Origin of the sequence: Amycolatopsis sp. NPDC051903 (assembly GCF_044452505.1) — a bacterium.
Classification (GTDB): domain Bacteria; phylum Actinomycetota; class Actinomycetes; order Mycobacteriales; family Pseudonocardiaceae; genus Amycolatopsis.
Genome location: NZ_JBITBT010000013.1, coordinates 1 through 26,208 on the forward strand (window position 1 = coordinate 1; position 26,208 = coordinate 26,208).

The window sequence follows — 26,208 nt, forward strand, 5'->3', positions numbered from 1 at the left end:
TGATCCAGACCGTCGTTACCATCATCGGCTTCGGGGTGCAGGACGAGTCCCCAGCGCAACGTCGCGCCCCCAGGCGCGACGAGCCGCCCGCGACCACCCCAGCGCAACCTCGCACGACAGCACGACGAGCCGCCCCTCACTCACTCCACATTGCTCGAATGCCCCGGGAACAAATGCGCTTCCGGATCCAACGCCACCGCGATGTTGTTCACCGCCGTCGCCGCTTCACCGAACCCGGTCGCGATCAACTTCACCTTCCCGGGATAACTCGCCACATCCCCGGCCGCGTACACCCTTCCCCGAGCCGTCGCCATCGTCGTATCCACCGCGATCGCCCGGTGATCGATCTCCAGCCCCCAGCTCTCGATCGGCCCCAGATCCGCCGTGAACCCCAACGCCGCAACCACCGCCTGAGCGGGAAGCACCAGATCTTCCCCACCCTTCACCGACAGCTCAACGGCTTCCAGCTCCCCCGAAGCCGACTCCACGAACCGGGTCACCTCCGCGTCGGTCACCAACGGCACCCCGAGCCCCCGCACTTCCCGCACGATCGATTCCGCCGCCCGGAACTTGGCCCGCCGGTGCACCAGCGTCACGCTCGCCGCCACGGGCTGCAGCGCCAGGCACCAGTCGAACGCCGAATCGCCGCCCCCGACCACCACGACGTGCTGCCCCGCGTGCACCTGCAACGACGGCACGAAGTGCACCATCCCGCGCCCCAGCCAGCCGTCGCCGGCCGGCAGCGGCCGCGGCGTGAACTCACCGATCCCGGCCGTGATCAGCACCGCGCCGGCCCGCAGCACCTCGCCGCCGTCGAGCGTCAGTTCGACGCCGTCGGCGCCCGTTTCGAGCTTTTCCGCCTTGCGCCCCAGCAGGTACGCCGGATTCCACGGCGCGGCCTGATCGACCAGTCCCTGCACCAGGTCACGGCCGCGGACGCCGGGGAACCCGCCCACGTCGTAGATCATCTTCTCCGGGTACATCGCGGTGACCTGGCCGCCCGGCTCGGGCAGGGAATCCACGACGGCCATGGAGAGGCCGCGGAAGCCCGCGTAGTAGGCGGCGAAGAGGCCCGTGGGTCCGGCGCCGATGATCACGAGGTCGTAGTCCATTTGCTCGCTCCAGCCAGTGGTGGGTGGCGGTGATCGAGAACACAACCGATCCTAGTCCGTACTACCGAGTGAACCGCTGATTCGAGGTGGGCGACGCCACCCCGCCATCCGGGCGAATCAGGGCCAGAATCGGGGGTATGGGAGAACAGGAATACCGGATCGAACACGACACGATGGGTGAGGTCCGCGTCCCGGTCGACGCGCTCTACCGCGCGCAGACGCAGCGTGCCGTGGAGAACTTCCCCGTCTCCGGCCGCGGTCTCGAGCGCGCCCAGATCCGCGCGCTGGGCCTGTTGAAGGCCGCCGCCGCCCACGTCAACAAGAAGCTGGGTGTGCTGGACGCCGATGTCGCCGACGCGATCGCCGCGGCCGCCGACGAGGTGGCCGAGGGCAAGCACGACGCCCACTTCCCGATCGACGTTTTCCAGACCGGCTCGGGCACGTCGTCGAACATGAACGCCAACGAGGTCATCGCGACGCTCGCCACGCGCGCCCTCGGCCGCGAAGTGCACCCGAACGACCACGTCAACGCGTCGCAGTCGTCGAACGACACGTTCCCGACCACCATCCACGTGGCCGCGACGGAAGCCGTGCTCACCGACGTGATCCCGGCGCTGGAGCACCTCGCGGGCGCGATCGAAGCGCGGGCCGGCGAGTGGGCCGACGTGGTGAAGTCCGGCCGCACGCACCTGATGGACGCCGTGCCGATCACGCTCGGCCAGGAGGCGGGCGCGTGGGCCGCGCAGATCCGCTTCGGCGTCGAGCGGCTGCAGTCGGGCCTGCCGCGTCTGGGCGAACTGCCCATCGGCGGCACCGCCGTCGGCTCCGGCCTGAACGCGCCCGAGGGCTTCGGCGCCGCCGTGTCCGCGGAGCTCGCGCAGCGGACCGGCCTGCCGCTCACCGAGGCCCGCAACCACTTCGAGGCGCAGGCGACGCAGGACAGCGTGGTCGAGACCTCCGGTCACCTGCGCACCATTGCCGTGTCGCTGAACAAGATCGCGAACGACCTGCGCTGGCTGGGCTCCGGCCCGCGCACCGGCCTCGCCGAACTGGCGCTGCCGGACCTGCAGCCGGGCTCGTCGATCATGCCGGGCAAGGTCAACCCGGTCATCCCGGAGGCGACGCTGCAGGTCGTGGCCCAGGTCGTGGGCAACGACGCGGCCGTCGCCTTCGCCGGCGCGGCGGGCAACTTCCAGCTCAACGTGAACCTGCCGGTGATCGCCCGCAACGTGCTCGAGTCGGCCCGCCTGCTCGCCGCCGTGTCACGCCTGCTGGCCGACAAGGTGTTCAACGGGATCACCGCCAACGTCGAGCGCACCCGCGCGTACGCCGAAGGCTCGCCCTCGATCGTCACGCCGCTGAACAAGTACCTCGGCTACGAAGCGGCGGCCGCCGTGGCGAAGCAGGCGCTGAAGGAACTCAAGACCATCCGCGAAGTCGTCCTCGAACGCGGCTTCGTCCGCGACGGCAAACTCACGGAAGCCCAGCTCGACGAAGCCCTCGACGTCCTCCGCATGGCCCGCGGCGGCAAGTAGGTTCGCACCCGCGAACGGCCCGCTTCCCCGGGGAAGCGGGCCGTTTTTGCATCGTCTCTGGGCAAACCGGACCTCGGTGATCGCGTTTCCGTGGCAGTCCGCGAACACAGGCGCGACAGTCGTCACCTTCAGCGAACGCCACTGATACCTCGGGCCTCCGCCCGAAAAGATTCGCCCCAGCCCCACCGAAACAACCACGACGCTAGCGGCACGCTGACCATCCCCAGCAGCAGCACCGACTTCGGGCTCTCTTGCTCCGCGCTTTTGCCCATCCCCGCCCGCGCCAACACGGTCCCCCGCCCTCCGCTGTGCACGCGCCCGGACGCCTGAGGTCAGGAAATGGCGCGCAACCGGCCCTGGGTCTGCCGGCGCAGCTCCTCCACGGCTTCCGCGGTCGCTTCGTCCGCCGGGAGGAACACGACCAGCTGCTGCGCGTCCTCGGCCAGGTCCAGCGTCTCCCGGTTCAGCCGCAGAGATCGGCCGCCCGGGTGGTTCACCCGAAGCATTCCGCGCGGTGGCACGACGGTCGAGTTCAGGCGGCGCGTGAACTCCGGGCCGGCGATCGGCGCGAGGTCCGCCGTGAGCCACTCGGAGTTCTCGACGGCCGGGCCCAGCCAGAGGTCGAAGGCCCGCTCGTCGGCGATCGCGTCCCAGTCCGCGAAGAACGCGCGGGCGCGGGGGTCGGTGAAGACGTAGCGCGTGAGGTTCGGCGCCTCCGCGTCGAGCAATCCCGTGCCGTTCGTGACCGCCGCGAAGCCGGTGGTGTGGGCGAGGATGTCGCCGAGCCGGTTGGTGACGAAGGCGATGCCAGGCTCCAGCAACCGCACGGTCTGCAGCACCGAAGGCCGCACCTCGCGCGGCGCGGGGGCGGGCCGCACGTGGGCCGTGCACTCGCCGCCGGTGATCTTCGCGAGGTAGCGCAGGTGGGTGCGCTCGGCGGCGGCGAGGCTGAGCGCGTCGGCGAGGGCGTTGAGGATCGCCACGGACGGGTTGCGGTCGCGGCCCTGTTCGAGGCGCGTCAGGTACTCGACGCTGATGCCGGCCCGCGTGGCGAGGTCCGAGCGCCGCAGGCCGGGCGAGCGGCGGCGGCCGTGCGCCGGGAGGCCCAGCGTCTCCGGCTGGGTGCTGTCGCGCTTCGCCCGGATGAAGTCCCCCAGTGGCGTCCCCATGCCATCGAGCATAAGCCGGTTCGGACGTCCTCAGCGTGGCCCCGCGGGGGCCAGCCTGAGCGCGGTCTGGTTGCCGCCGTGGCCCGGCGGCACCGTGGTGACCATGACGAACAAACTGGTCATCATCGTCGGCAGCGTCCGCGACGGCAGGTTCGGGCCGACCGTCGCGTCCTGGATCGCGGAGCAAGCCGGGCAGCACGGCGGGTTCGACGTCGAGGTCGTCGACCTCGCGGACGTCGAAATCCCCCTGTCGCTGCCGGCGGAATCCCCCAAGTACGCGGGCGAGGACTACCCGCGCCCGGCCGGGATGGCGACGCTGACGTCGGCGCTGGAGAGCGCGGACGCCTTCGTCGTCGTCACCCCCGAGTACAACCACAGTTATCCCGCGTCGCTGAAAGCGGCCATCGATTGGCACTTCACGCAGTGGACGGCCAAGCCCGTCGCGTTCGTCAGCTACGGCGGCGCGGCCGGCGGCCGGCACGCGGTGCTCCACTTGGAGAACGTGCTGACCGAACTGCACGCGGTCACCATCCGCGACGGCCTGGCCTTCCCGAACTACTTCACCGCCTGGGAGAACGGCCGGCCGCTCGACCCGCAGGTCGCGGCGTACGCGAAGACGCTGCTCGACCAGCTGGCGTGGTGGGCGGGGGCGCTGCGGTCGGCCCGGGCGGCCGAGCCGTACCCGGCCTGATCCCTGTCCACGCAGGTCAGCGGCCCTTCGACCGGAAATTGTCGGTCCCCGGGGTCATCATGGACGGGTGCTGCTCACCGACATCGTGACCGCGTCCGCCGAGCTGGCGGCCACCCGGTCGAGGAAGGCGAAGATCGCCACCCTCGCCGCGGTGCTGCGCGCCGCCGAGCCCGAGGAGCTGCCCGCCGTCATCGCGTACCTCACGGGGCAGACGGCGCAGGACCGGCTGGGCGCGGGCTGGCGCACGCTCGCGGAGCTGGCCGTCGAGCCCACCGGCGAACCGACGGTCGAGGTGCGCGACGTCGACCTGGCGCTCACCGAAGTCGCGGCGGCGTCGGGCTCGGGCTCGGTCAAACGCCGAGCCGAGGTGCTCACGGCGTTGTTCGCGCGGCTCACGAAAGCCGAGCAGGAGTTCCTCTTCCGGCTGGTCACCGGGGAGCTGCGGCAGGGGGCGCTGGAGGGCGTGATGGTCGACGCCGTCGCGGCGGCGGCCGGGGTCGGCGCGGAAGAGGTCCGGCGGGCGTTCATGCTGTCGGGCAAGCTGCCGGTCACGGGGTACGCGGCGATGACGGGCGGTTCGGCGGTGCTGGCCGAGTTCCGGCTCACGCTGGGGCGCCCGGTCAAGCCGATGCTCGCGTCGCCGGCGGAATCGCTCGACGAAGCCGTCGGCGAGCACGCCCACGCGATTGTCGAGTACAAAATGGACGGTGCGCGCATCCAGGTGCACCGCCAGGGCGAGGAAGTGCACGTGTACACTCGCACGTTGCGGGAGATCACGTCCAGTGTGGACGAACTCGTGCAGCTCGTGCGCGGGCTGCCGTGCGAAGCCGTGGTGCTGGACGGGGAAACGCTGGCGCTCACCGACGACGGCCGGCCGCGGCCGTTCCAGGAGACGATGAGCCGCTTCGGCAGCACGCGCGACGAACAGGTGCGGGCGCTGCTGCTGCGGCCGTACTTCTTCGACTGCCTGCACCTCGACGGCGCCGACCTGCTCGACGCGCCGCTGGCGGAACGCAACGCCGCGCTCCGAAAAGTGGCCGGGGAGCACGTGATCCCCGGTGAGCTCGAGCCCGCCGACCCGGCGGCGGTGCTCGACGCGGCGATGGCGGGCGGGCACGAGGGCGTGATGGTGAAGGACCTCGCGTCGCCGTACGCCGCGGGGCGGCGCGGGCGCGCGTGGCTCAAGGTGAAACCGGTGCACACCATCGACCTCGTGGTGCTCGCGGCCGAGTGGGGGCACGGGCGGCGCACGGGCACGCTGTCCAACCTGCACCTCGGCGCACGCGACCCCGACGGCGGCCCGCCGATCATGGTGGGCAAGACGTTCAAGGGCATGACCGACGAGCTGCTGGCGTGGCAGACGGAGCGGTTCCAGGAGATCGAGACGCGCCGCGACAGCTACACCGTCTACGTGCGGCCGGAGGTCGTCGTGGAGATCGAGCTCGACGGCGCGCAGATCAGCACGCGGTACCCGGGTGGGCTCGCGTTGCGGTTCGCGCGTGTGGTCCGCTACCGCCCGGACAAGGACCCGGCCGACGCCGACACGATCGACACCGTGCGCGGGCTGCTGCGAGGTGATCGATCGGGGTGATTCCGGGCATTTCGCCACGTTACGGGTGAAAGGCCAGACGAAAGTCGATGTTGTGCCCCGCCGGCGATGGATGAGAGTTGGGGGCCACTGCTTCGCCGGAAATGGGGAGACGACATGACTTTTCGCGTTCGGTCCGCGGTCCGCGGGCTCGGGCGGCTGATGACGCTGCTGGCGGGTGCCGCGCTCGCGGTCACGGCGGTGGCGGCGCCCGCGGGGGCGGCGACCACGGCACCGGCCGATCCGGCTCCGTCGCTGCACCACTTCTCCGCGGCCGCGCGGTCGTTCGTCGGCGCCACCACCGTGGCCGAGCGTGTGGCGAAGCTCGACGCGGCGATGTCTGCGCTGCCCAAGGAGAGCGTCGCGTACAACGCGACCAAGCTGTGGAACCAGGGCCTCACGGGCGCGGGCAGCACCGTCACCACGCTGGTGTCGTTCGGCGACGACCAGGTGAAGCAGGTGCTCGACGAGTACTCGCAGAGCCACGGCCTGCCGCCGGCGAACGTCGAGGTGCTGCAGCCCTCCGGCGCGGTCCCGGCGTGCACGGACCCGGGCGTCGACACGGCCACGTGCCAGGCGTGGGGCGGTGAGACCGACCTCGACGTCACGATGATGCACGCCATGGCGCCGGGCGCGAAGATCATCGTCGCGGCGACGCCGGTCGCGGAGACGCAGGGCTTCACCGGCCTGCCCGAGATGATGAACGCCGTCGACTACCTCACGAAGCACAAGCTCACCGACGTGATCTCGATGAGCTTCGGCACCACGGAGGAGAACTTCCCGTCGTTCGCGTCCATCAAGACGCTCGACCCGGCGCTGGAGCGCGCGAGCAAGGCGGGCATCACGATGGTCGCGTCCTCCGGTGACGACGGCCCGACCGGCGGCTACCTGCAGGGCCCGGGCAACTACCCGTACCGCGTGGCGAGCTGGCCGGCGAGCGACCCGAACGTGACCACGCTCGGCGGCACGCAGCTGCACCTCGACGCCAACGGCGCGCGCACCGAGCCGGACGACCTGGTGAACGTCGCCGACAACGGCTTCGGCGAAGGCGCCGGCCTGTCGAAGGCCTACGCGCGGCCGTCGTGGCAGAACGGCGTCAAGAAGATCACCGGAAGCGCGATGCGGTCGTTCCCGGACATCAGCATGGAGGGTGTGCACGGCACGTCGCAGTCGGCGCCGCTGTTCGCCGGCGTGCTCGCGCTGGCGGTCCAGGCCAACCACGGCAAGCTCGGCCAGATCAACCCCGCCCTGTACACGAAACTCGGCCCCAAGGGCACCAAGGCGGGCATCGTCGACGTCGTCACCGGCGACAACAGCCAGGACGGCGTCGAGGGTTTCACCGCCGCTCCCGGCTTCGACATCGCGAGCGGCTGGGGCACCGTCGACGCTTCCGTCTTCGTCCCGGCGCTGGTGAAGGCGCTTCGCTGACGCGGCAATAGCCGAGTGGGAGGGCGCGGTCCGCGCTCTCCCACTTTCAGCCGGAGTTACCAGAGCCGTAGGTCACCGCCGACTCACCGCGACAGGCTGGCCAGCGCCTCGGACCACGCCTCGGCGACACCCGGCGAAGCGAGCGCACCGGGCTGCTCCACCAGCCCCAGCGCCGCCGCGAATTCACCGAGCGCCCGCTCCCCGCCAACGTCGGGACGCAACTCCGCCAACGCGGAGACAGCCTCTTCACCACGCCCACCCAACGCGCGCGGCAGAAGCAGGGCCTGAGCGAGGCCGTACCCGAGCCCGCTCCGCACGGACAGCAGGTCGCTCGCCTCGTGCACCACAGCGGGTTCGCCGAGGACCTCGAGTGCTCGCCCGGCCAGGCTCGCACCGGCGAGCGCGTCGAGCCAGGTGCCGGGGCGTCCCGCACCGGCGAAGAGCACAGGAAGGCTGCCCCACAACAGCAGCAGGCCCTCGCGAGCCGACGACCAGGCGTCTTCCCCGGCGTGGTGGCACAGCACTTCGACGCAGTGCGCGATGGCCGTGATGCCGCTGCTCGCCACAACCGCGGGCGGCAGCCCCGAGACGAGGACGGGGTCGTAGACCACTGCCCGGGGCAGGGCCCGGCCGGACGTCCCCGACTCCTTCCCCCGCTCGGTGGTCACGTGGTACCGGGACGTGCGCTCCGCTCCGGCGAAGGTGGTCGGGACGGCGATCAACGGCAGCCGCAGAGCGAAGGCGACGATCTTGCCCAGCCCGATCGCCGAGCCCCCGCCGATCGCCAGGACCGAGTCGGCGTGCGTTTCCTGGGCCGAACCGACGGCCAGGTTGGCTTGGTGCGTCGGAACGTGGGCGGGCACGTCCGACCACCGGCCGAGGTAGCGCCGGTCGAGCAGCCCCGGGAGCCGGGCGATCACCGCGTCCACCGAGCCGGAGCCCACCGCCAGCACGCGCCGACAGTCCAGGGCTTCGAGCAGCTCCGGCACGCGGTCGAAGGACCCGCTGCCCCAGACCAGTTCCTGCTCCGTCGCCGGCGGCGCCGCGAATTCAGCGGTCAGCGCCACCGTGGCCGTCCGGGGTGTAGCGCAGGAGGTTGCGGTCGTAGGCGTCCGCACCGATCGCGGCCAGCGCGGCCGGCACCGGCTCGGGATCCTGCAGGAACGGCTGCGCGGGGTCGCACGGGTGCTGCCAGGTCGCGAATTCCAGGGCGATGCGGTTCACCGGATCGTCGAAGTAGATCGAGTGGCAGAACCCGTGATCGAGCTCGCTGTTGATCTTGACGCCGTTTTCTTCCAGCACCCTTTTCGCGTTCTGCAGCTCACCCTCGGAAGGCACCGTGATCGCAAGGTGGTTCCCGGCGCCGAGCAACGAGTTGTCCGCGGGGACCTCGACGTCCTTGAACTCGAAGAAGGCGATCGTATCCTGTTCGCTGATCCGGAAGAAGTAGTGCCTGCTGCCGGCCAGATTTCCGGGCACCGCACCGGGAAACGGGTCCGGATCGGGGAGCTGCAGGGTCACCACCACCGGAAAACCCAGCACTCCGTTGTAGAACTTGACGGTCTCCTCCATGTCGTTGGTCACAAAGGCCATGTGGTGACACCCGGTCGTCCGAATTCCCATCACAAATCCTCTCACTCGTTTTCCAGCGGCGTGAACCGACCATACGTGAAATCTTGTTTTCTCGTAAACAAGATTTCACGAGCACACCACTGGGCGGGCGAGCACGATCGGTTACGGTGTGGGAGTGACCGAGAAGCACGGCGAACGCAAGGTGCCCCACTTGTCCGAGGACGAGCTGCTCGCGTGGCGCGGGCTGCTCGAACTGGAGGCACGCGTGCTGGCCGTGCTCGACGCCGAGCTGCAGGACCTCCACAGCCTCTCGATCGCGGAGTTCGACGCGCTCTACCAGCTGTGGCTCAGCCCCGCCGGCCGGTGCCGGATGAAGGACCTCGCGGAGAAGCTGCTGGTCAGCCGCGGTGGGGTGACCAAGCTGATCACCCGGCTGCGCAACCGGGGACTCGTGGCGCGCTTGTCGCAGTCCGGCCAGCAAGCCGTGGACGCGCAGCTGACGGAAGCCGGCGAAGAGCTCCTCACGAAAGCGATGGACACCCACTTCGCCGGCGTCCGCCGGCTGGTGGTCTCGCGGCTGTCCCCCGATGAACTGCGCACCCTGCGCACCATCACCACCCGCCTGCGCGACCTCGACGGCTGATCCGGTGACACCTTCGGGCTCATCCCGGCGGTTTGAGCTGGGGGAACGCGGCCGCGGACCGTAATCTCACGGCATGCCACCGACGCGACTGACCCGGGCCTGGTTCGCCGTGACGGGTCTCGTGGTGCTGATCGGGCTCGTCACGCAAGCCGTCGTGAGTGCCGGGACGCCGGGGCGGTACGCGACGGCGGGCGCGCGAGTGGCGAACATGTTCGCCTACTTCACGATCGAGTCGAACCTGCTGGTGCTGCTGGCTTCCGTCGCCTTCGTGACCGGCGCCCGGGCCAACGGGCTGCTGCGCGTGCTGTGGCTCGACGCGCTCATCGGCATCGCGGTGACCGGCGTCGTCTACCACGTCGCACTGTCGGGGCTGGCCGAGCTCAGCGGCGGGGCGCTGTTCGCGGACCTCATGCTGCACACCGTGTCGCCGATCCTCACGGTGCTCGGGTTCCTGGTCGCGGCCCCGCGGGTGCTGCGGTGGTCCGCGGTGGCGTGGTCGGTGTGCTGGCCGCTCGCGTGGCTGGCGTTCACGTTGATCCGCGGCGCGCAGGGCGGCTTCTACCCGTACCCGTTCGTCAACGCCGATCAGCTCGGTTACGGCCGCGTGGCCGTGAACTGCGTGCTCATCGCCGTGCTGTTCGTGGCGCTCGCGAGCGCCGCCAAGGTGCTCGACGGCTGGCTCACCCACGCACGCGCCGGAACGCGTTCAGCGGATCGCTGATCCCGGCCTGCGCCAACGCGCGCCACGCGCCGCGGCGGCGGTCGGCCGGTTTGCCCGCCGCGACGCGGTGCATTTGCTGCGTGTGCCACTGGACTTCGAGCAGGCTGTCGGCGAGCCGGACGCCGGTGCGCGGGCAGAGCCGTTCCGCGCGCACGTCGTCCCCGGCCAGCAGGCGACCCACCAGTCCCGGGTCGACGGTCAGTGGCCGGCCGAGGCCGATCACGTCCAGCGCGCCGGACCGCAGCGCGTCCGACATGCCCTCAGCGGTGGTGAAGCCGCCGGTGACCATCAAGGCGACGTCGCTGATCTGCCGCGCTTTGGCCGCGTAGTCGAGGAAGTAGGCCTCGCGCCGCGCGGTGCTCGCGCGGCCGGCGCCCATCATCACGGCCTTTTCGTAGGTGCCACCCGAAATCTCGAGCAGGTCGATCCCCGCGTCGCTCAGCGCGCGGACCACGCGCAGCGACTCGTCCTCGTCGAAGCCGCCGCGCTGGAAGTCGGCGCTGTTGAGCTTCACGGACACCGGCACGCTGTCGCCGACGGCCGCGCGCACCCGGCGCACGAGCGCCAGCAGGAACCGGCTGCGGTCGCGGCCCCACTCGTCGTCGCGCCGGTTCGTGAGCGGCGAGAGGAATTGTGAGATCAGGTAGCCGTGCGCGCCGTGCAGCTGGACACCGGCGAACCCGGCCTCGACGAACGTCCGCGCGGCCAGCGCGAAGCGGTCGACGATCGCCTCGATCTCGTCGCCGGTCAGTGCCCGCGGCGGAGCGAACGCCGTGCGCACGCCGCGGTTGGCGAACGGAACCGCCGACGGCGCCACGGGCTGGCGCGACAGGAACCGCGGGCTCTGCCGGCCGGGGTGGTTGAGCTGGACCCACAGCTGCGCGCCGGTGCCGTCGACGCCGCGCGCCCACGGCCGGTACGCGGCGGGGCCCGGGACGGCGGGCAGCGCGACGTTGCGGGGTTCACCGAGGGCGGCCGGGTCGACCATCACGTTGCCCGTCACCAGCAGGCCCGCGCCGCCGCGCGCCCACGTGCGGTACAGCTCGGCGAGCTCGCGCGTCGGCGCGTTGCGGCGGTCGCCGAGCTGCTCGCTCAGCGCCGACTTCGCCAGCCGGTGCGGCAGCACAGCTCCACAGCGGAGCTTGAACGGTTCGGCCAGCAGGTCCCGGGCGGCTGTCATCGCGCTCCCGTCGTCGCAGCGAACTTACTCGCGGTAAGTCTACCCGAAAGTAGATACCGACGGTATGTCGGCTGACGGCGTGTTCCGGCACTAGGGTCTGGTGCCATGACGGCGATAGTGCAGAACCTGGTCACGTCGGGCGTGTTCGAGCTCGACGGCGGCAGCTGGGACGTGGACAACAACGTGTGGATCGTCGGCGACGACTCGGAGGTGATCGTGATCGACGCGGCGCACGACGCCGACGCGATCGCCGACGTGGTCGGGGAACGCGCCCTGCGCGCGATCGTCTGCACCCACGCGCACAACGACCACGTGAACGCCGCGCCCGCGCTCGCCGAGCGCACGGGCGCCCCGATCCTGCTGCACCCCGACGACCGCGTGGTGTGGAACCTGACCCACCCCGACCGCGCCCCCGACGGCGACCTCACCGACGGCCAGACGATCACCGTCGCCGGCACCGACCTGACGGTGCTGCACACGCCGGGCCACGCCCCGGGCGCCGTGTGCCTCTACGCACCGGACCTCGGCGTGCTCTTCACCGGCGACACGCTCTTCCACGGCGGCCCCGGCGCCACCGGCCGGTCCTATTCGGACTACCCGACGATCGTCAGGTCCATCCGGGAGCGGCTGTTCGCCTTGCCGGACAGCACTTCCGTGCGCACGGGTCACGGCGAGGGCACGACGGTCGGCGAGGAACGGGCCGCGTCGAACGACTGGTCGGAGGCCTAGCCCAAGCGCGCCAACGCGTTCGCCGAGCGACTGCCCGGTTCGGCGTGGTAGATCAGCACGGTCCACTCCCCACCGGGCACGTTCAGCAGTTCCCGGCCCAGTGTCAGCTCTCCGGCCACGGGGTGGCGGAACACCTTGCGCGGCGCGGCCGTGGTCCGGACGTCGTGGCGCGGCCACAGCCGCGCGAAGTCCGGGCTGGCCGCGGTGAGCTCGGCGATCAGCTCGTCCAGCCCTGGGTCCGGCACAGCGGTGCGGGCGCGCACCATCGCGGTCACGTTGCGCGCCATGGCTTCCCAGCCCGGGTGCAGCTGCCGGACCCAGGGGTCGAGGAAAACCGCCCGCGCGAGGTTCGTGCCCAGCCGGTACATCGGCGCGAGCGCGACGGCGAGCGGGCTGGCGGCGAGCACGTCCATCCGGTGGCTCCACGCCACCGCGGGCGCGGCGTTGCGCTCCACCAGCTCCCGCGCCCCTCGCGGCAGCTCCCCGCGCTTCGTCCGCGGCGGCGCGACGAGCCGGTGCAGGTGCGCCGCGCCGTCTTCGTCGAGCTTCAACGCCCGGGCGAGCGCGTCGAGCACCTGCGCCGACGGGTGCCGGTCGCGTCCCTGCTCGAGGCGCACGTAGTAGTCGACGCTGACGCCTGCCGCGGCGGCCAGCTCCTCCCGCCGCAGCCCCGGCACGCGCCGCTCGCCCGCGTCGGGCAACCCGACGTCGGCGGGGCTGACGAGGGCCCGGCGGGCGCGCAAGAAGTCGCCGATCGAGTTCACGGCTCCACGGTAATCGCGGGTAGCCCTGTCACGGCCTGGCCGGGTTCGCCGGGTTCGGCGAGGCTGCCGATCATGACCATCGCTCTCGTCAGCGGCGCCAACAAGGGCCTCGGCCGCGAAATCGTCCGCGGCCTCGCCCAGGTGGCGCCACCGTGTACCTCGGCAGCCGCGACCTCACGCTCGGCGAACAAGCCGCCGCCGAACTGGCCGCCGAAGGCCTCGCCGTGACCCCGGTCCGCCTCGACGTCACCTCCGCCACCGACATCGACGCGGCGGCCCGCCTCCTCGAAGACCGCCACGGTCGGCTCGACGTGCTCGTGAACAACGCCGGCGCCCGCTTCTCCGTCGAACCCGCCGACCTCACCGCCGAAGCGCTGCGCCGAGCCTTCGAGACGAACCTGTTCAGCGTCGCCGCGACGACCCACCGCCTGCTCGGCCTGCTGCGCGCCGCGGACGCTCCCCACGTGGTCAACGTCGCCAGCACCACGGCGTCACTGGCCCTCACCACCACCGCCGATTCGAAGTTCACCGCCGCCACCGACATCATCGCCTACGCCTCCTCGAAGGCGGCGCTCGTGATGCTCACCGTCCGCTACGCCACCACCTTCCGCGCCGACCCGGCCTACGCGCACTTCCACGTGAACGCCGTGACGCCCGGCCACGTCGCCACCGACCTCAACGGCCACACCGGCCCGCGCACCGCCGCCGAAGGCGCCCGTGTGGTCCTCGACCTGGTCGCCCAGGGCGCCGCCGCGCCGACCGGCACGTTCCTCAACGAAGACGGGCCGGTTCCCTGGTGACTCTGTCGATCCGGCGGAGAAGGCGACGGTCTCGCGGTAGCCGCACTCCCGCGGGTCACAACTCCCGGCTCACCACGCTGAACCGGCGCACCGTCGTGAACCCCAGCCGGTGGTTCACGTCCGCCATGTGCGTGTTGGCCGCCCCGGTGGAGGTCCACACCTGCTCGGCTTCCCGCTTGTCCGCGGTGAACCACCGCAGCATCGCCGCCTTCATCGCCAGGCCGAGGCCGTGTCCACGGTGCGCGGCGAGCACAACGGTGTCGCCCTGGGTCAACCGCTCGGGTCGCCGTGGTCGTGTATCCAGCTCCGTCAGGCCCGCGACCTCCCCGTGCGCGTCGATCGCGACGACGGTCCGGTACTCGATGCCGCGCTCGCGGTAGGCGGCCTCGATCCGGCGGACGCGGTCCACGGACCAGTCCGGCGCGGCCAAGCCGGATTCGCCGAGCGGGGCATCGCCGATGGCGCCGCGGGCCTTCGCGTACACCTCGACGAGGCCGGCCGGAGCTTCGCCGACCCAGCGCACCAGCCGGTACCCCTCGGGCACGGCGACGTCCCACCGCCGGCGGTCGACGTCGTCGAGCTCCAGGATCTGCAGCACCGTGGTGTGCACGAACCGGAAACCGAGCCCGCGGACCCAGCTCTCACCGGGGCCGCCGAGGGTGACGTTCCAGCCCTCCAGCCGGGTTCGGCCGCGGTCCCGCAGCACGGGTTGCAGCGCGTGCAGCAACGCCGTGCCGATGCCCCGCCGGCGCAGGTCCGGGTGCACGGTGAGGCGCACGAAGGCGAGGTGCTCGTTGCCGTCGACCGGCAGGTTCGCGATCGCCCTGGCGGCGAGGCGGCCGTCGCGGCGCGCCGTCCACACGAGCTGCTCACCGAGCTGCACCTGCGGTTCGCGCAGCTCGGAGATCGTCCCCTGCCTGGTCGGTGCGGGCAGCTCCGGGTGGTCGAGCCGGTGGGCCGAGAGCCGCAGGTCGTGGAGCTCGTCCCAGTCGGCGTCGCTCGCCCGGTCCACGTCGAACGGCCTCACGTCGAGCATCGGTCTCCCCCCGAAGTCGCCGCTCCCGGTTTATCACGGAAGCGGCGCGCCGGGGCGGAGCGCTGACCTACCGGACCAGCCGCGGCGCCACCGGCTCCGCGCGAACCCGCGATTTCGCCTCGGCCACCAACGCGCCGGCCCACTCCTGCAGCCCGGCCACGTCGATGCCGTGCGGTGGCGAAGACCGGAACGGCTCGAGGTTCGACGCGCCCCGCTCCAGCAGCGCCACGGCGCCCTTGCCGTTGCCGCGCAACGCGTGCGTCATCCCGACCGCCAGCTGGGCCAGGCCGCGCCAGAGTTCGCGTTCCGGGCCGTCGGTGGATTTCCACGCGTCTTCGAAGACTTCGTGGGCGTGGAAGGGCCGGCCGTCGTCGAGGAGCCGCTGAGCTTCGGCCAGCGTCTGCGCCGGCGCGCGAACGATGCCCTCGGGCTGGCGGTCGACGCCGGAGGCGCCGTAGGGCAGGGGGCGGCCCAGGCCGTCGCGGGGACGGGCGTTGCGGGCGCGCCCCGATTCGTCGCGATCACGGGCGGGCACGCCGACATTGTTCCACGGGCCACGCCGGGTTCGCGTCACACGCGTGAGCCACGTAGTCTGGGGACTCGTGCGCTTTCTCGATGGGCACGTGCCCGCTCACGACTTGACCTACGACGACGTCTTCCTCCTGCCCAACCGTTCGGACGTGGAATCGCGCTTCGACGTCGACCTGTCCACGGTGGACGGCACCGGCGCGACGATCCCCGTGGTGGTGGCCAACATGACGGCCGTCGCCGGGCGGCGGATGGCCGAGACCGTCGCGCGCCGCGGCGGGCTGGTGGTGCTGCCGCAGGACGTGGACACCGCGGCGGTCGCCGAGATCGTCACGTGGGTGAAGAGCCGCCACACCGTGTGGGACACCCCGCTCGTGCTGACCGGCGGTGACGCCGTCGCCGACGCCCTCAACCTGGTCCACAAGCGCGCCCACGGCGCCGTCGTCGTGGTGGACGACAACGGCCGGCCCGTCGGGATCGTCGACGAAGCCGCCTGCGCGGGCGTCGACCGCTTCGCGCGCCTCGCCGAGATCGCGCAGCCCGCGGCGGTCGCCGTGCCGCTGGACACGCCGCCGCGCGAGGTGTTCGACCTGCTGCACGACCACGGCGCGCGCCTCGCGCTGGGCCTGGATGCCGAGGGCCGCCTCGCGGGTGTGCTGACCAGCGCCGCCACCCTGCGCGCGGGCATCTACACGCCGGCCGTCGACGCCGGGGGCAAGCTGCGCGTAGCCGCCGCCATCGGGGTGAACGGCGACGTCGCCGCCAAGGCCGAGGCCGTGCTGACCGCGGGCGTCGACACGCTCGTCGTCGACACCGCCCACGGGCACCAGGAAAAGATGATCTCCGCGCTGAAGGCCGTGCGTTCGGTGTCGCCGCGGGTTCCGATCGTCGCGGGCAACGTCGTCACGGCCGAGGGCACGCGTGACCTCATCCACGCGGGCGCGGACGTCGTGAAGGTCGGCGTCGGCCCGGGCGCCATGTGCACCACGCGCATGATGACCGGCGTCGGCCGGCCGCAGTTCTCCGCCGTCGCCGAGTGCGCCGCGGCCGCGCGCGAGCTGGGCAAGCACGTCTGGGCCGACGGCGGCGTGCGGCACCCGCGCGACGTCGCGCTGGCCCTGGCCGCGGGCGCGTCGGCCGCGATGGTGGGCTCCTGGTTCGCCGGCACCCACGAATCCCCGGGCGACCTGCGTTACGACGAGCAGGGCCGGCCGTACAAGGAATCGTTCGGCATGGCGTCGAAGCGCGCCGTCGGCGCCCGCACGCGCACGGACAACGGCTTCGACCGAGCCCGCAAGGCCCTGTTCGAAGAGGGCATCTCGACCTCGCGCATGGCGCTGGACCCCACTCGCCCCGGTGTGGAAGACCTGCTCGACTCGATCTGCTCGGGCGTGCGGTCTTCGTGCACGTACGCGGGCGCGCGCACGCTCGAAGAGTTCCACGAGCGCGCCCTGCTGGGTGTCCAGTCGGCCGCCGGTTTCGCCGAGGGCCGCCCCCTGCCGTCCGGCTGGTGACCTCGCCGGCCCGGGTGGCTTCAGCGCTTCGCGAAGAACACCCGGGCCGACCACGGCGCCCACAGCAACGCCACCACCAGCAGCTGCACCGCGGCCACCACCGGCACCACCGCGTGGAACATCGGCGACGACGTCCACGACACCGCGCCGAACCCCACGGACAGCAGCTGCGAGACGGTGGTCAGCCGGCGCGTCCACGGCCGGCCGCTCGCCAGCAGCCACACCAGCACTGCGCACAGCACCAGCAGCACGCCGTGAAAAACGGTCGCCGCCAGCAAGGCGGCGGCCGCGGATTTGTCGATCTCAGCCGCGGCGAACGAGGGGTGCCCGGCGGCGATTTCGTCACGCAGCGTCGACCTGGCCGCCCACATCACCACTGGTACGACCAGGTGACTGAGGCCGACGAGAACCAGCAGCGCCTGCGCCGGCCGGACCGGCGCCGGCGCAACCGTCCGCGGTTCAACCACTCGCGTCACGGTTTCCCTCCCCCTGCCTGCCGCGGCGCCACCGCGGCCCCGGCTGCGCCGTCGTCCCCTCCCCACGCTCGGCCCACGCCTGGTTGAGCCGGGTGACCAGCTCCGTCGCCTTGACGACGTCCTCGTCCGGCCAGTCCGCGACGACCTCGGCGAACACCGCCGCCCCGGCCCGCACGGTCGTGTCGATCTCGGCCCGCCCGCGCTCGGTCGGCGTGACCAGGAAGGTCCGCGAATCGTGCGGATCCGCCGCCACGGCGATCTGCCCGGCCTGCTCCAGCGCCGTCAGGTGCCGGCTCGTCGCCGATGCCGTCAGCCCCAGTTCCGCCGCGATCGCGCTCGGCCGCAGCGGGCCCTGAGCCGCGACCAGGCCCAGCACGCGCACCCTCGTCAGGTCCAGGCGGCGGGAGATCCGGCGGTGCCCCTGCTCGATGAGCTCCATGACCGCCCGGGCGAGCTCCGCCCGATCGTTTCGTTGCGACACGAAACGAGTTTACCCCAAAAAGAGCTCCCCCGGGCGGAATCCCCGGGGGAGCTCTTCACGAGCGGGATCAGCCGTGGTCCTCCAGCATCTCCGTCACCAGCGCCGCGATCGGCGAGCGTTCGGAGCGGGTGAGCGTGATGTGGGCGAACAGCGGGTGGCCCTTGAGCTTCTCGATCACCGCCGAGACGCCGTCGTGGCGCCCGACGCGCAGGTTGTCGCGCTGGGCGACGTCGTGGGTGAGGACGACGCGCGACGCGGTGCCGAGGCGGGAGAGCACCGTGAGCAGCACGTTGCGCTCCAGCGACTGGGCCTCGTCGACGATCACGAACGAGTCGTGCAGCGAACGGCCGCGGATGTGCGTCAGCGGGAGCACCTCGAGCATGCCGCGGTCGAAGACCTCGTCGAGCACGTCCTGGCTGACCAGCGCGCCGAGCGTGTCGAACACGGCCTGCGCCCACGGCTGCATCTTCTCGCTCTCGGACCCGGGCAGGTAGCCGAGTTCCTGGCCGCCCACCGCGTAGACCGGGCGGAACACCACGACCTTGCGGTGCTGCCGCCGCTCCATCACGGCCTCGAGCCCGGCGCACAGCGCGAGCGCCGACTTGCCCGTGCCCGCGCGACCGCCCAGGGAGACGATGCCGACGTCGGAGTCGAGCAGCAGATCCAGCGCCACGCGCTGCTCGGCGGAGCGGCCGTGCAGGCCGAACGCCTCGCGGTCGCCGCGAACCAGGCGGATGCGCTTGTCGGCCGTCACGCGGCCGAGGGCGCTGGAGCTGCCGGCGAGCAGCCGCAGGCCGGTGTGGCAGGGCAGTTCACCCACTTCCGGCAGGCCGAACTCGACCGGGTCGACCGTGTTGCCCGCGAAGAGGCTGTCGATCAGCTGTTGCGGGGCGTCCACGTCGGCCATGCCCGTCCAGCCCGACGGGGTGACCTCCTGCGCGCGGTACTCGTCGGCGTCGAGGCCGACGGCCCCCGCCTTGACCCGCAGCGGGATGTCCTTCGTCACCAGCGTGACCGACGGCCGTTCCACCGCGAGGTTGAGCGCGCACGCGAGGATGCGGTGGTCGTTGGAGTCGGTCCGGAAGCCCACCGGCAGCACCGACGGGTCCGTGTGGTTGAGCTCCACCTGCAGGGTGCCGCCCAGGTCGCCGATGGGGATCGGCGCGTCGAGGCGGCCGTGCTTGAGCCGCAGGTCGTCGAGCAGCCGGAGCGACTCGCGGGCGAACCAGCCGAGCTCGGGGTGGTGGCGCTTGGCCTCCAGTTCACTGATGACGACCAGGGGCAGGACGACCGCGTGTTCGGCGAACCGGGTCACCGCCCACGGGTCGGAGAGCAGCACGGACGTGTCGAGCACGTAGGTGAACTGCCCGGATTGGGGCGAGATCGAGGCTTTCTCCGGGGCCGAAGCACCGGTCGAAGAACGGCCAGAGGCCTTGCGGGGTGAACGCTGCGCAGTCACGACGGCATCTCCCTCGAGGGCGTGTGCACCCCACGCCCGCACTCGCTGGGCCGGGCACCTCCCTGGCTGGGTCCGCACTCCCTGACGCCGGCTGCGTCAGCGGGCACGGCCACGAGGGCCGGGTGCCGGCCCCCTCGTGCATCGTGTGAGCGGCTTCGCCGCCCCCTCGATCAACGCCACGACCAGGGCCTCCCGCGAGAACCCGCACGGAACGCGAGCCCTCACCTCCGGAAGGTACCGACGGATCGCGAATCGTGCAGGCAGCCACACAGGTGATTCGCCAACTCGTCATCTCACGGTCGGTCGACCGACACGGACACCCCGTGACTGTCACGCAGCGTGAGCGGGACGGGCGAACGGGGGATCACGCGGCGGGATGATCTCTGAAAAAAGATCACCGAGTGCGTCCGAAAGATCAGCGGAAAGGCTTGTACCACGGGGCGGAGCGGAATGCATTTCGCGTCCTGAACACTGAACCGGTCCGAGTGAACCAGGCCTTTTCGGGCTCACACAATGGGAGTACCCAGCGGTCAATTCGGCGGCGGAGAAGGTAATTTTCTCACTGCGGGACACACCACCGGAAACTTCGGTGCCCCGGATCCCAGGTATCTCTACTTAGGAGTGTGCGAAGTGCTGAAGAAGGCTGGAATCGTCGCCGGTGCCGCCGCGGGCCTGATGATGATCGGCGGGACGGCGTTCGCCTCGCCGGCGGACCACGGCTACACCCCCGACCCGACGTTCGGCGACGCCTACGCCACCTTCATCGAAGGCGGCGGCGCGCTGGGCTACGGCGCCGCGTCGCTGGTCGCCGGCGCCTACACGGGCATCGCCACCACCCCGGCGCTGATTGCCCACTCGCTGGAGCACCACGGCTGATAGCCGCGGCAGACGAAGGAAGGGCCCCGGAGTTGCGACTCCGGGGCCCTTCCTTCTGTGCTGTGCGGACAGTGCTGTGCGGACAGTGCTCTGTGGACTTCCCGCCGGTCGTCGGCGCCCGAGCGGCTGTGCTCAGGTGCCGAAGCGGCGGTGGCGCCAGGCGTAGTCGCGCATCGCGCGCAGGAAGTCGACGCGCCGGAATGCGGGCCAGTACGCCTCCGTGAACCAGAATTCCGAATGCGCCGACTGCCACAGGAGAAAACCGGAAAGCCGCTGTTCGCCCGAAGTTCGGATAATGAGGTCCGGATCGGGCTGGCCCGACGTGTACAGGTGCTCCGAGATGTGGTCCACGTCGAGGATCTTCGCCAGCTCGCGGATCGACGTGCCCTCGTCGGCGTGCTGGAGCAGCAGCTTGCGCACGGCGTCGGCGATCTCCTGCCGCCCGCCGTAACCGACGGCGACGTTCACCTCCATGCCGCGCCGGCCCTCCGTGCGCGCCGCCGCGGCCGTCAGCTTCTGCGCCACCTCGAGCGGCAGCAGGTCCAACGCCCCCACGATGCGCAGCCGCCACGGCACCTCGGGCGCGGCGAGCTCGTCGGTGACGTCGGTGATGATCTTCAGCAGCGGCTCGAGCTCGTCCGGGTCGCGGTTGAGGTTGTCGGTGGACAGCAGCCACATCGTGACGACCTCGACGTCGGCCTCGCGGCACCAGCTGAGGAAGTCGGCGATCTTCTTGGCGCCCGCGCGGTGCCCGTCGGCCACGTCGGTGAACCCGGCTTCACGCGCCCACCTGCGGTTTCCGTCGAGCATGATCGCGATGTGCCGCGGATGTCGACCCGCCGCCTGCTGGATCAGGCGGCGACCGTAGACGCTGTAGACGACGTCGGACAGGAAAGACCGGAGGCTCACGTGGCCCGAGCCTACGCACCCCCGGGTCACACGTGTGACTCGCCACGGGGGGTGGCGAAAAACCTACGCTGCCGTAACCTGGGGCTGGTGAGCGTGACGACCGAACCCCCACCGTCCGGCCCTGCGCCCGTGGACACCCGCCCGCGCCTGCGGGGGCACATCCACTTCTGGTCCTTCTTCGGCGCCGTCGCCGGCACCGCCGCACTCGTCAGCCTGGCCGCTTCGACCGTTTCGCCCCTGGCCGCCCTCGCGACCTCCGTGTACGGCCTCACGGTGCTCGGCGTGTTCGGCGTGAGCGCCCTGTACCACCGCCGCCTGTGGAGCCCGCGCGCGTACAAGTGGATGAAGCGCGCCGACCACTCGATGATCTTCCTGTTCATCGCCGGCACGTACACCCCGTTCACCCTCCTGGCCATGTCGAAGCCCACCGGCTACGTCATCCTCGCCATCGTCTGGGGCGGTGGCTTGCTCGGCGTGGCGATGAAGATGCTGTGGCCGCACGCCCCGCGCTGGCTCGGCGTGCCGATCTACATCGCCCTGGGCTGGGTGGCCATCTTCGTCATGCCGGAACTCGCCCGCCACGCGGGCGTCGCCGCCCTCGTCCTGCTCTGCGTCGGCGGCCTCTTCTACACCCTCGGCGCCGTCTTCTACGCGACGAAGTGGCCGAACCACTGGCCGGAGACCTTCGGGTACCACGAGTACTTCCACGCGTGCACCGTGCTGGCGGCTGCGTCGCATTACATCGCGATTTGGTTGGCCCTGTACGCCTAGCTCGGGTTTTTTTCGGGGGGGGGTCAGTGGGCATGTTCAGCAACAGGAGGCAGCGGGCGTGGACGTCGCGCAACCTCGATCGGCGAGCGGGATACGAATTCCGAGACATGATCGACCTGCCCGGCTGGGAAAGTCAAAGCATCTGGGGCTGGGACGACCCGTGCGGCAGCTTCTTCGCCCAGCTTTGGCGCAATGGCAACCGCGAGGACACCCCTGATCTCTGGTTGAGCGGCGTGAACACTCGCTACGCCGATACTTCGTGCATCCTCGTCGAAATCGTCCAACGGACTGGCGAGGACCCGGCCGCAGTCACTGCGGCGCTCGGGCTTGCTGATCGGAAACCGCGGCTCCGCCCCGACGCCGAAGCCATGGCGCTGCTGCACAAGGCCGTGCCGAAAGAGAAGACGCCGCTGGCGCGCGGCGCGATTCACGCTCTCGGCTGGGCCCAAGGCCTCGTTCCCACCACGCCCGTGAGCAGGAACGACTGGTCAGGCCCCCGCCCCACAGCCGACCAAATCCATGCCGAACACCAGCTCGCCACCGGACGCCTTCACCTGCCGGGCGGTGGCGACGCCTGCCTCTCTGGCATCGACGCCGCTCTCTGGTGGCTGCTCCGCCACAACGACGACACCTGGTTCCTTTAGATGTCGGCAAGTCGTCGCGAGTGAACAGGGCACGCCCAAGTCGGAACTACCTCAGCAAGAACAACACGGCCACGCCCACGGTTCCCCGGCTGACGAGAACCAGGAGTGCGTAGCGAAGAGTCGTTGCCCAGCCGGCTTTGGCGGCGGTGAGCAGGGTGGCGTGGCTGGTCCCCCGAGTGGCGGTCAAGGCCAGGACCTTCCGGTGGGTGCGGGTTGGACCCCCTCCCCCAGGTGACGTGAGGAAAACGTCACCTCGCCGAAGGGTAGCGGGGACGCGGGAGGCGGACGAGCGGCCGATCAGGTGGCGTCGCGCCGGCGGGTGGCGGAGAAGCCGTTACGCCGCCCGTCATCGCGCGCGAGGTCGGCCGCGGGTCGCCGCACGCTTCCCATGCGGTCAAACGCCACTTCGACGTCGCGTCCAGGCAGTACCGGGTCAGCTCTGCAGCATGGGTGCGGCCAGGAACTGCTCCGGGATCGCGAAGGCGTCCACGAGTGTCCTGGCGTGCGAGCGCAGTTCGGCGCACAACCCGTTCACCGCGGCGGTCACGGCCTTGGATCGGGACGACGTGAGGCGCCCGTGTTCCAGGAACCACGCGCGGTCGTCCTCGATGGCCGACAGCGCGTACAGGTCGCAGACGCGGGTGAGCAGCGCCTTGGCCTCGGGGTCGGCGCAGGCGTCGACGGCGCGCGCGAACGCTTCCAGCACAAGGCGTTCCACGTGCACGCGGCCGGCGGCCAGCACGTGGTCCTGCGCGGCGTTGAAGACGCCGAAGGGGTCGTCGGCCGCCTTGCGGAGGCGGTTGGCGACGCCGTCGAGCACGTGGCCCTCGCGGTCTTCGAACAGTTTCAGCTGCCACTCGCGGTCGAACAGCACCTCGGCGTCGTCGGATTCCGTGAGGCGTTCGATGACCTTGCGCGCGGACGTACGCTCCAGCACCGCGTCCACGAGCTGCTCCGCGACGAACCGCGCTGTCGCAAGTGGACTGAGGTCCGCGAAATGCTCTTTGTACTGCGTCAGCAGGCCTTTCGCGACGAGCTGCAGCAGCACTGTGTTGTCACCTTCGAACGTGGTGAACACGTCGGTGTCGGCTTTCAGGCCGGCCAGCAGGTTTTCCGACAGGTAGCCGGCGCCGCCGCAGGCCTCGCGCGCGGCTTGGATGGTCTTGGTCGCGTGCCAGGTGTTCGCGGCCTTCAGCCCGGCGGCGCGCGACTCCAGCTCGCGCTGCTCCTCCTCCGGCGCGTCCGGCGCGATGTCGTGCAGCTTCGCGACGAGTTCCTCCTGCGCGAAGTGCAGCGCGTACGTCTTCGCTAGCGCGGGCAGCAGTTTCCGCTGGTGGCCGAGGTAGTCGAGGATCACGACCTCGTCGCCGCCGGGGCGCTTGAACTGCCTGCGCAGCTCGCCGTAGCGCACGGCCAGCGCCAGCGCCCGTTTCGTCGCACTTCCCGCGCTGCCGCCGACGCTCACCCGGCCGCGGATGAGCGTGCCGAGCATGGTGAAGAAGCGCCGGCCGTCGCTTTCGATGGGGCTGGTGTACGTGCCGTCCTCGGCGACGTCGCCGAAGCGGTTCAGCAGCGCTTCGCGCGGGACGCGCACGTGGTTGAACGTCAGGCGGCCGTTGTCGACGCCGTTGAGGCCGGCCTTCGGGCCGCAGTCTTCGATCGTGACGCCGGGCAGCGCGGTGCCGGCGTCGTCGCGGATCGGGACGAAGAACGCGTGCACACCACGGGATTCGCCGCCGGTGATCAGCTGCGCGAAGACGACGGCGGCGTGGCCGTCGCGCGCCGCGTTGCCGATGTATTCCTTGGTGGCGCCCGGATCCGGGCTGTGGACGACGAACTCCCGCGCCGCCGGGTCGTACGTGGCGGTGGTGTGCAGGTGCTGCACGTCGGAGCCGTGGCCGTGCTCGGTCATGGCGAAACAGCCGAGCAGGTCGAGGTCCATGATGCGGCGCAGGTACTTCGCGTGGTGGCGTTCGGTGCCGAGCAGCTGCACGGCGCCGCCGAACAAGCCCCACTGCACACCGGCCTTGACCATCAGCGACAGGTCACCGAGGCCGAGCATCTCGAACGACATCACCGAACCGCCGACGTCGCTCTTGCCGCCGTAAGCGCGGTCGAACCCCAGCGCGGGCCGATCGGTGGTGGCGAGTTTTTGGAGTTGTTCGAGCACTTGCGCGCGGTGCGCCTCGACGTCGAGGGCCACCGGGTCGCGGAAGTCCTCGGCCGCCATCTGGGCGCGCACGCCGCGCCGCAGCTCGGCCCAGCGGCCGTCGAGGACGGCGGTCAGCGCGTCCGGGTCCACCTTCGCGGGAACAGCAGGGATGTCCACGGGTCCTCCTCGCTACTCACTGGTAAGCCTGCCCCACGCGAGGGGGTCGTCGCAGGTCGAGGTGACGAGGAAGACTCGATCGTTTGGCGTCCGCCGCACCGGGGAAAGACGGCGGCGATGGGTTCGCAAGTCACCGCCACGTGGGTTTCGGCGATCGGCAGCGCCGGGTCCTTGCTCGGGTTCGCTTCGTACGTGTGGATCATGCTGCTGAACCGCAAGGACCAGCCCGAGGTGCGGCAGCAGGAACAGGCGCAGTCCGTGTCGGCGCGGCTCGACGAAGGCTGCCGCCACGACCGGCGCGAGGACTACGTCGTGTGCGTCCACAACGGCGGCGACGCCCCGGCCTTCGACTGCTCGGTCACCGTCCACCGCCCCGACGAGGACACCCCGCACCACCTGCGGCTCGCCATCATCCCACCCGGCTCGACCGCCGTGCGCGGCCTGCCCTTCGGCCACGCCCAGCTCCCCGCCGACGACCTGTACTCCACGGCCGCCGTCCCGTCCCTCTCCTTCACCGACAGCCACGGCGGCCACTGGGACCGCACCACGGAGGGCCTCCTGACTCGCGCGGACCGCCGCACCGTGCGCGGCCGGTGGCGAACGCGGGCGTGAGGGATTTTCGTGCTGGTGCGCGAACGGCCCCTTCCCGCCGCGTCGGCGATGCGGGAGGGACTTTCGCTTGGAGCTCGAGCGGTCCTTTCGCGCGCACGCGCGCGAGACGACCAGTCGCGCTGGTGCACGAACCGTCCCCTCGCGCCGTGCTCAGCGGGCCAATTCACCTCACGCGCGCCGCCGTAGAGCCAGCCGAAAACCGCCCTCGACGACGAGAAACATTTATGCGGGTCACGGAAGGTCCCCTCGCGCACAAACGCACGAAGGGACCCTCGCGACACAGCGCGAGAGACCCACTCACACAACTCGCTGGCGCAGAGCCCACGGAATCCCGCCCGCAACGGCACGAGTGGGACTGTCGCACCTGCGCGCGAACGGTCCCTTCGCGCAGCGCACCACAGTCAAGTCGCACACCAGCGCGCGCTCGAACGCCCGTCGGCGACCGTGCGAGGGGACCGTCCGCGCCGGCGCACGAACGCTCCCGTCGCGCCGCGTCGGCGATGCGGGAGGGACTCTCGCTTGGAGCACGAACGGTCCCTTCGCGCGCACGCGCGCGAAAGGACCCATCGCGACACAGCACCAGAGGTCCCTTCACACCACCGGCGGACGCAAAAACCGCCGACAGAACCCACCTACGACGC

26 protein-coding genes are annotated in these 26,208 nt (G+C 71.1%); 13 read left to right on the forward strand and 13 right to left on the reverse strand.

Annotated elements, in window-relative coordinates:
* Window positions 1–140 precede the first annotated feature (140 nt).
* Window positions 141–1,112, reverse strand: coding sequence for an NAD(P)/FAD-dependent oxidoreductase (locus tag ACIA77_RS25645; protein WP_395888508.1), 972 nt, complete (start codon window positions 1,110–1,112; stop codon window positions 141–143).
* Between the two features lie 137 nt (window positions 1,113–1,249).
* On the opposite strand from ACIA77_RS25645, the gene ACIA77_RS25650 reads away from it, so the two are divergent.
* Complete coding sequence (locus ACIA77_RS25650; protein WP_395888509.1) at window positions 1,250–2,647, forward strand: class II fumarate hydratase; 1,398 nt, start codon at window positions 1,250–1,252, stop codon at window positions 2,645–2,647.
* A gap of 332 nt (window positions 2,648–2,979) precedes the next feature.
* On the opposite strand, the gene ACIA77_RS25655 is transcribed toward ACIA77_RS25650, so the two are convergent.
* Window positions 2,980–3,816, reverse strand: coding sequence for a helix-turn-helix domain-containing protein (locus ACIA77_RS25655; RefSeq protein ID WP_395888510.1), 837 nt, complete (start codon window positions 3,814–3,816; stop codon window positions 2,980–2,982).
* Between the two features lie 103 nt (window positions 3,817–3,919).
* On the opposite strand from ACIA77_RS25655, the gene ACIA77_RS25660 reads away from it, so the two are divergent.
* The 3 genes from ACIA77_RS25660 to ACIA77_RS25670 all read left to right on the forward strand — a co-directional run bounded on the left by ACIA77_RS25660 (window position 3,920) and on the right by ACIA77_RS25670 (window position 7,523).
* Window positions 3,920–4,507 carry an NADPH-dependent FMN reductase gene (locus tag ACIA77_RS25660; RefSeq protein ID WP_395888511.1) on the forward strand — a complete coding sequence of 196 codons (588 nt, stop codon included), beginning with the start codon at window positions 3,920–3,922 and terminating at the stop codon, window positions 4,505–4,507.
* Between the two features lie 67 nt (window positions 4,508–4,574).
* Window positions 4,575–6,098 (forward strand): ATP-dependent DNA ligase, encoded by a 1,524-nt coding sequence (locus tag ACIA77_RS25665; protein WP_395888512.1) that lies wholly within the window; start codon window positions 4,575–4,577, stop codon window positions 6,096–6,098.
* A 114-nt stretch (window positions 6,099–6,212) separates the two neighbouring features.
* Window positions 6,213–7,523, forward strand: coding sequence for a S8 family serine peptidase (locus ACIA77_RS25670; RefSeq protein WP_395888513.1), 1,311 nt, complete (start codon window positions 6,213–6,215; stop codon window positions 7,521–7,523).
* An 83-nt stretch (window positions 7,524–7,606) separates the two neighbouring features.
* Here the strand turns inward: ACIA77_RS25670 and ACIA77_RS25675 are convergent, their stop codons facing one another.
* Together ACIA77_RS25675 and ACIA77_RS25680 are read right to left on the reverse strand one after the other, a co-directional pair.
* A complete protein-coding gene (locus ACIA77_RS25675) occupies window positions 7,607–8,590 on the reverse strand; it encodes an iron-containing alcohol dehydrogenase (RefSeq protein ID WP_395888514.1) in 984 nt (327 codons plus the stop codon).
* A complete protein-coding gene (locus ACIA77_RS25680; RefSeq protein ID WP_395888515.1) occupies window positions 8,574–9,116 on the reverse strand; it encodes a VOC family protein in 543 nt (180 codons plus the stop codon). Before ACIA77_RS25680 ends, ACIA77_RS25675 begins: the two co-directional genes overlap by 17 nt.
* Before the next feature lie 154 nt (window positions 9,117–9,270).
* Between ACIA77_RS25680 and ACIA77_RS25685 the strand changes: the two genes are divergently transcribed.
* A complete protein-coding gene (locus tag ACIA77_RS25685; RefSeq protein WP_395888516.1) occupies window positions 9,271–9,738 on the forward strand; it encodes a MarR family winged helix-turn-helix transcriptional regulator in 468 nt (155 codons plus the stop codon).
* 73 nt (window positions 9,739–9,811) lie between these two features.
* The gene (locus ACIA77_RS25690) at window positions 9,812–10,459 is read left to right on the forward strand and encodes a Pr6Pr family membrane protein (RefSeq protein ID WP_395888517.1); all 648 of its coding nucleotides are present in this window, start codon (window positions 9,812–9,814) and stop codon (window positions 10,457–10,459) included.
* Here ACIA77_RS25690 and ACIA77_RS25695 read toward each other — a convergent pair.
* On the reverse strand, window positions 10,419–11,639 hold the full coding sequence (locus tag ACIA77_RS25695) for an NADH:flavin oxidoreductase/NADH oxidase family protein (RefSeq protein WP_395888518.1): 1,221 nt from the start codon (window positions 11,637–11,639) through the stop codon (window positions 10,419–10,421). The genes ACIA77_RS25690 and ACIA77_RS25695 overlap by 41 nt on opposite strands.
* Window positions 11,640–11,744: 105 nt before the next feature.
* On the opposite strand from ACIA77_RS25695, the gene ACIA77_RS25700 reads away from it, so the two are divergent.
* Entirely contained in the window at window positions 11,745–12,368 is a 624-nt protein-coding gene (locus ACIA77_RS25700) for an MBL fold metallo-hydrolase (RefSeq protein ID WP_395888519.1), read from the forward strand.
* Here ACIA77_RS25700 and ACIA77_RS25705 read toward each other — a convergent pair.
* The gene (locus tag ACIA77_RS25705; RefSeq protein ID WP_395888520.1) at window positions 12,365–13,132 is read right to left on the reverse strand and encodes a helix-turn-helix domain-containing protein; all 768 of its coding nucleotides are present in this window, start codon (window positions 13,130–13,132) and stop codon (window positions 12,365–12,367) included. The genes ACIA77_RS25700 and ACIA77_RS25705 overlap by 4 nt on opposite strands.
* Window positions 13,133–13,284: 152 nt before the next feature.
* Between ACIA77_RS25705 and ACIA77_RS25710 the strand changes: the two genes are divergently transcribed.
* On the forward strand, window positions 13,285–13,932 hold the full coding sequence (locus tag ACIA77_RS25710; protein ID WP_395888521.1) for an SDR family NAD(P)-dependent oxidoreductase: 648 nt from the start codon (window positions 13,285–13,287) through the stop codon (window positions 13,930–13,932).
* 55 nt (window positions 13,933–13,987) lie between these two features.
* Here ACIA77_RS25710 and ACIA77_RS25715 read toward each other — a convergent pair whose 3' ends face one another.
* Both ACIA77_RS25715 and ACIA77_RS25720 read right to left on the reverse strand, forming a co-directional pair.
* A complete protein-coding gene (locus tag ACIA77_RS25715; RefSeq protein ID WP_395888522.1) occupies window positions 13,988–14,968 on the reverse strand; it encodes a GNAT family N-acetyltransferase in 981 nt (326 codons plus the stop codon).
* 67 nt (window positions 14,969–15,035) lie between these two features.
* Window positions 15,036–15,503 carry a DUF309 domain-containing protein gene (locus ACIA77_RS25720; RefSeq protein WP_395888523.1) on the reverse strand — a complete coding sequence of 156 codons (468 nt, stop codon included), beginning with the start codon at window positions 15,501–15,503 and terminating at the stop codon, window positions 15,036–15,038.
* A 67-nt stretch (window positions 15,504–15,570) separates the two neighbouring features.
* On the opposite strand from ACIA77_RS25720, the gene ACIA77_RS25725 reads away from it, so the two are divergent.
* Window positions 15,571–17,010 (forward strand): GuaB1 family IMP dehydrogenase-related protein, encoded by a 1,440-nt coding sequence (locus tag ACIA77_RS25725; RefSeq protein ID WP_395888524.1) that lies wholly within the window; start codon window positions 15,571–15,573, stop codon window positions 17,008–17,010.
* Between the two features lie 20 nt (window positions 17,011–17,030).
* Here the strand turns inward: ACIA77_RS25725 and ACIA77_RS25730 are convergent, their stop codons facing one another.
* From ACIA77_RS25730 to ACIA77_RS25740, 3 genes are all read right to left on the reverse strand, one after another.
* A complete protein-coding gene (locus tag ACIA77_RS25730) occupies window positions 17,031–17,486 on the reverse strand; it encodes a hypothetical protein (RefSeq protein WP_395888525.1) in 456 nt (151 codons plus the stop codon).
* A complete protein-coding gene (locus tag ACIA77_RS25735) occupies window positions 17,470–17,967 on the reverse strand; it encodes a MarR family winged helix-turn-helix transcriptional regulator (RefSeq protein WP_395888526.1) in 498 nt (165 codons plus the stop codon). The genes ACIA77_RS25730 and ACIA77_RS25735 overlap by 17 nt, the downstream gene beginning before the upstream one ends.
* A gap of 67 nt (window positions 17,968–18,034) precedes the next feature.
* Window positions 18,035–19,321 carry a PhoH family protein gene (locus ACIA77_RS25740; protein WP_395888693.1) on the reverse strand — a complete coding sequence of 429 codons (1,287 nt, stop codon included), beginning with the start codon at window positions 19,319–19,321 and terminating at the stop codon, window positions 18,035–18,037.
* 735 nt (window positions 19,322–20,056) lie between these two features.
* Between ACIA77_RS25740 and ACIA77_RS25745 the strand changes: the two genes are divergently transcribed.
* Window positions 20,057–20,302, forward strand: a complete 246-nt coding sequence (locus ACIA77_RS25745; RefSeq protein WP_204093492.1) for a hypothetical protein — start codon at window positions 20,057–20,059, stop codon at window positions 20,300–20,302.
* Between the two features lie 132 nt (window positions 20,303–20,434).
* Here the strand turns inward: ACIA77_RS25745 and ACIA77_RS25750 are convergent, their stop codons facing one another.
* Window positions 20,435–21,211, reverse strand: a complete 777-nt coding sequence (locus ACIA77_RS25750; protein WP_395888527.1) for an isoprenyl transferase — start codon at window positions 21,209–21,211, stop codon at window positions 20,435–20,437.
* A 129-nt stretch (window positions 21,212–21,340) separates the two neighbouring features.
* Between ACIA77_RS25750 and ACIA77_RS25755 the strand changes: the two genes are divergently transcribed.
* Together ACIA77_RS25755 and ACIA77_RS25760 are read left to right on the forward strand one after the other, a co-directional pair.
* Complete coding sequence (locus tag ACIA77_RS25755; RefSeq protein WP_395888694.1) at window positions 21,341–21,982, forward strand: hemolysin III family protein; 642 nt, start codon at window positions 21,341–21,343, stop codon at window positions 21,980–21,982.
* 107 nt (window positions 21,983–22,089) lie between these two features.
* Window positions 22,090–22,626, forward strand: coding sequence for a hypothetical protein (locus tag ACIA77_RS25760; protein WP_395888528.1), 537 nt, complete (start codon window positions 22,090–22,092; stop codon window positions 22,624–22,626).
* Between the two features lie 433 nt (window positions 22,627–23,059).
* Here the strand turns inward: ACIA77_RS25760 and ACIA77_RS25765 are convergent, their stop codons facing one another.
* On the reverse strand, window positions 23,060–24,955 hold the full coding sequence (locus ACIA77_RS25765; protein WP_395888529.1) for an acyl-CoA dehydrogenase: 1,896 nt from the start codon (window positions 24,953–24,955) through the stop codon (window positions 23,060–23,062).
* Between the two features lie 117 nt (window positions 24,956–25,072).
* On the opposite strand from ACIA77_RS25765, the gene ACIA77_RS25770 reads away from it, so the two are divergent.
* Window positions 25,073–25,567 carry a hypothetical protein gene (locus ACIA77_RS25770; protein WP_395888530.1) on the forward strand — a complete coding sequence of 165 codons (495 nt, stop codon included), beginning with the start codon at window positions 25,073–25,075 and terminating at the stop codon, window positions 25,565–25,567.
* Window positions 25,568–26,208 lie beyond the last annotated feature (641 nt).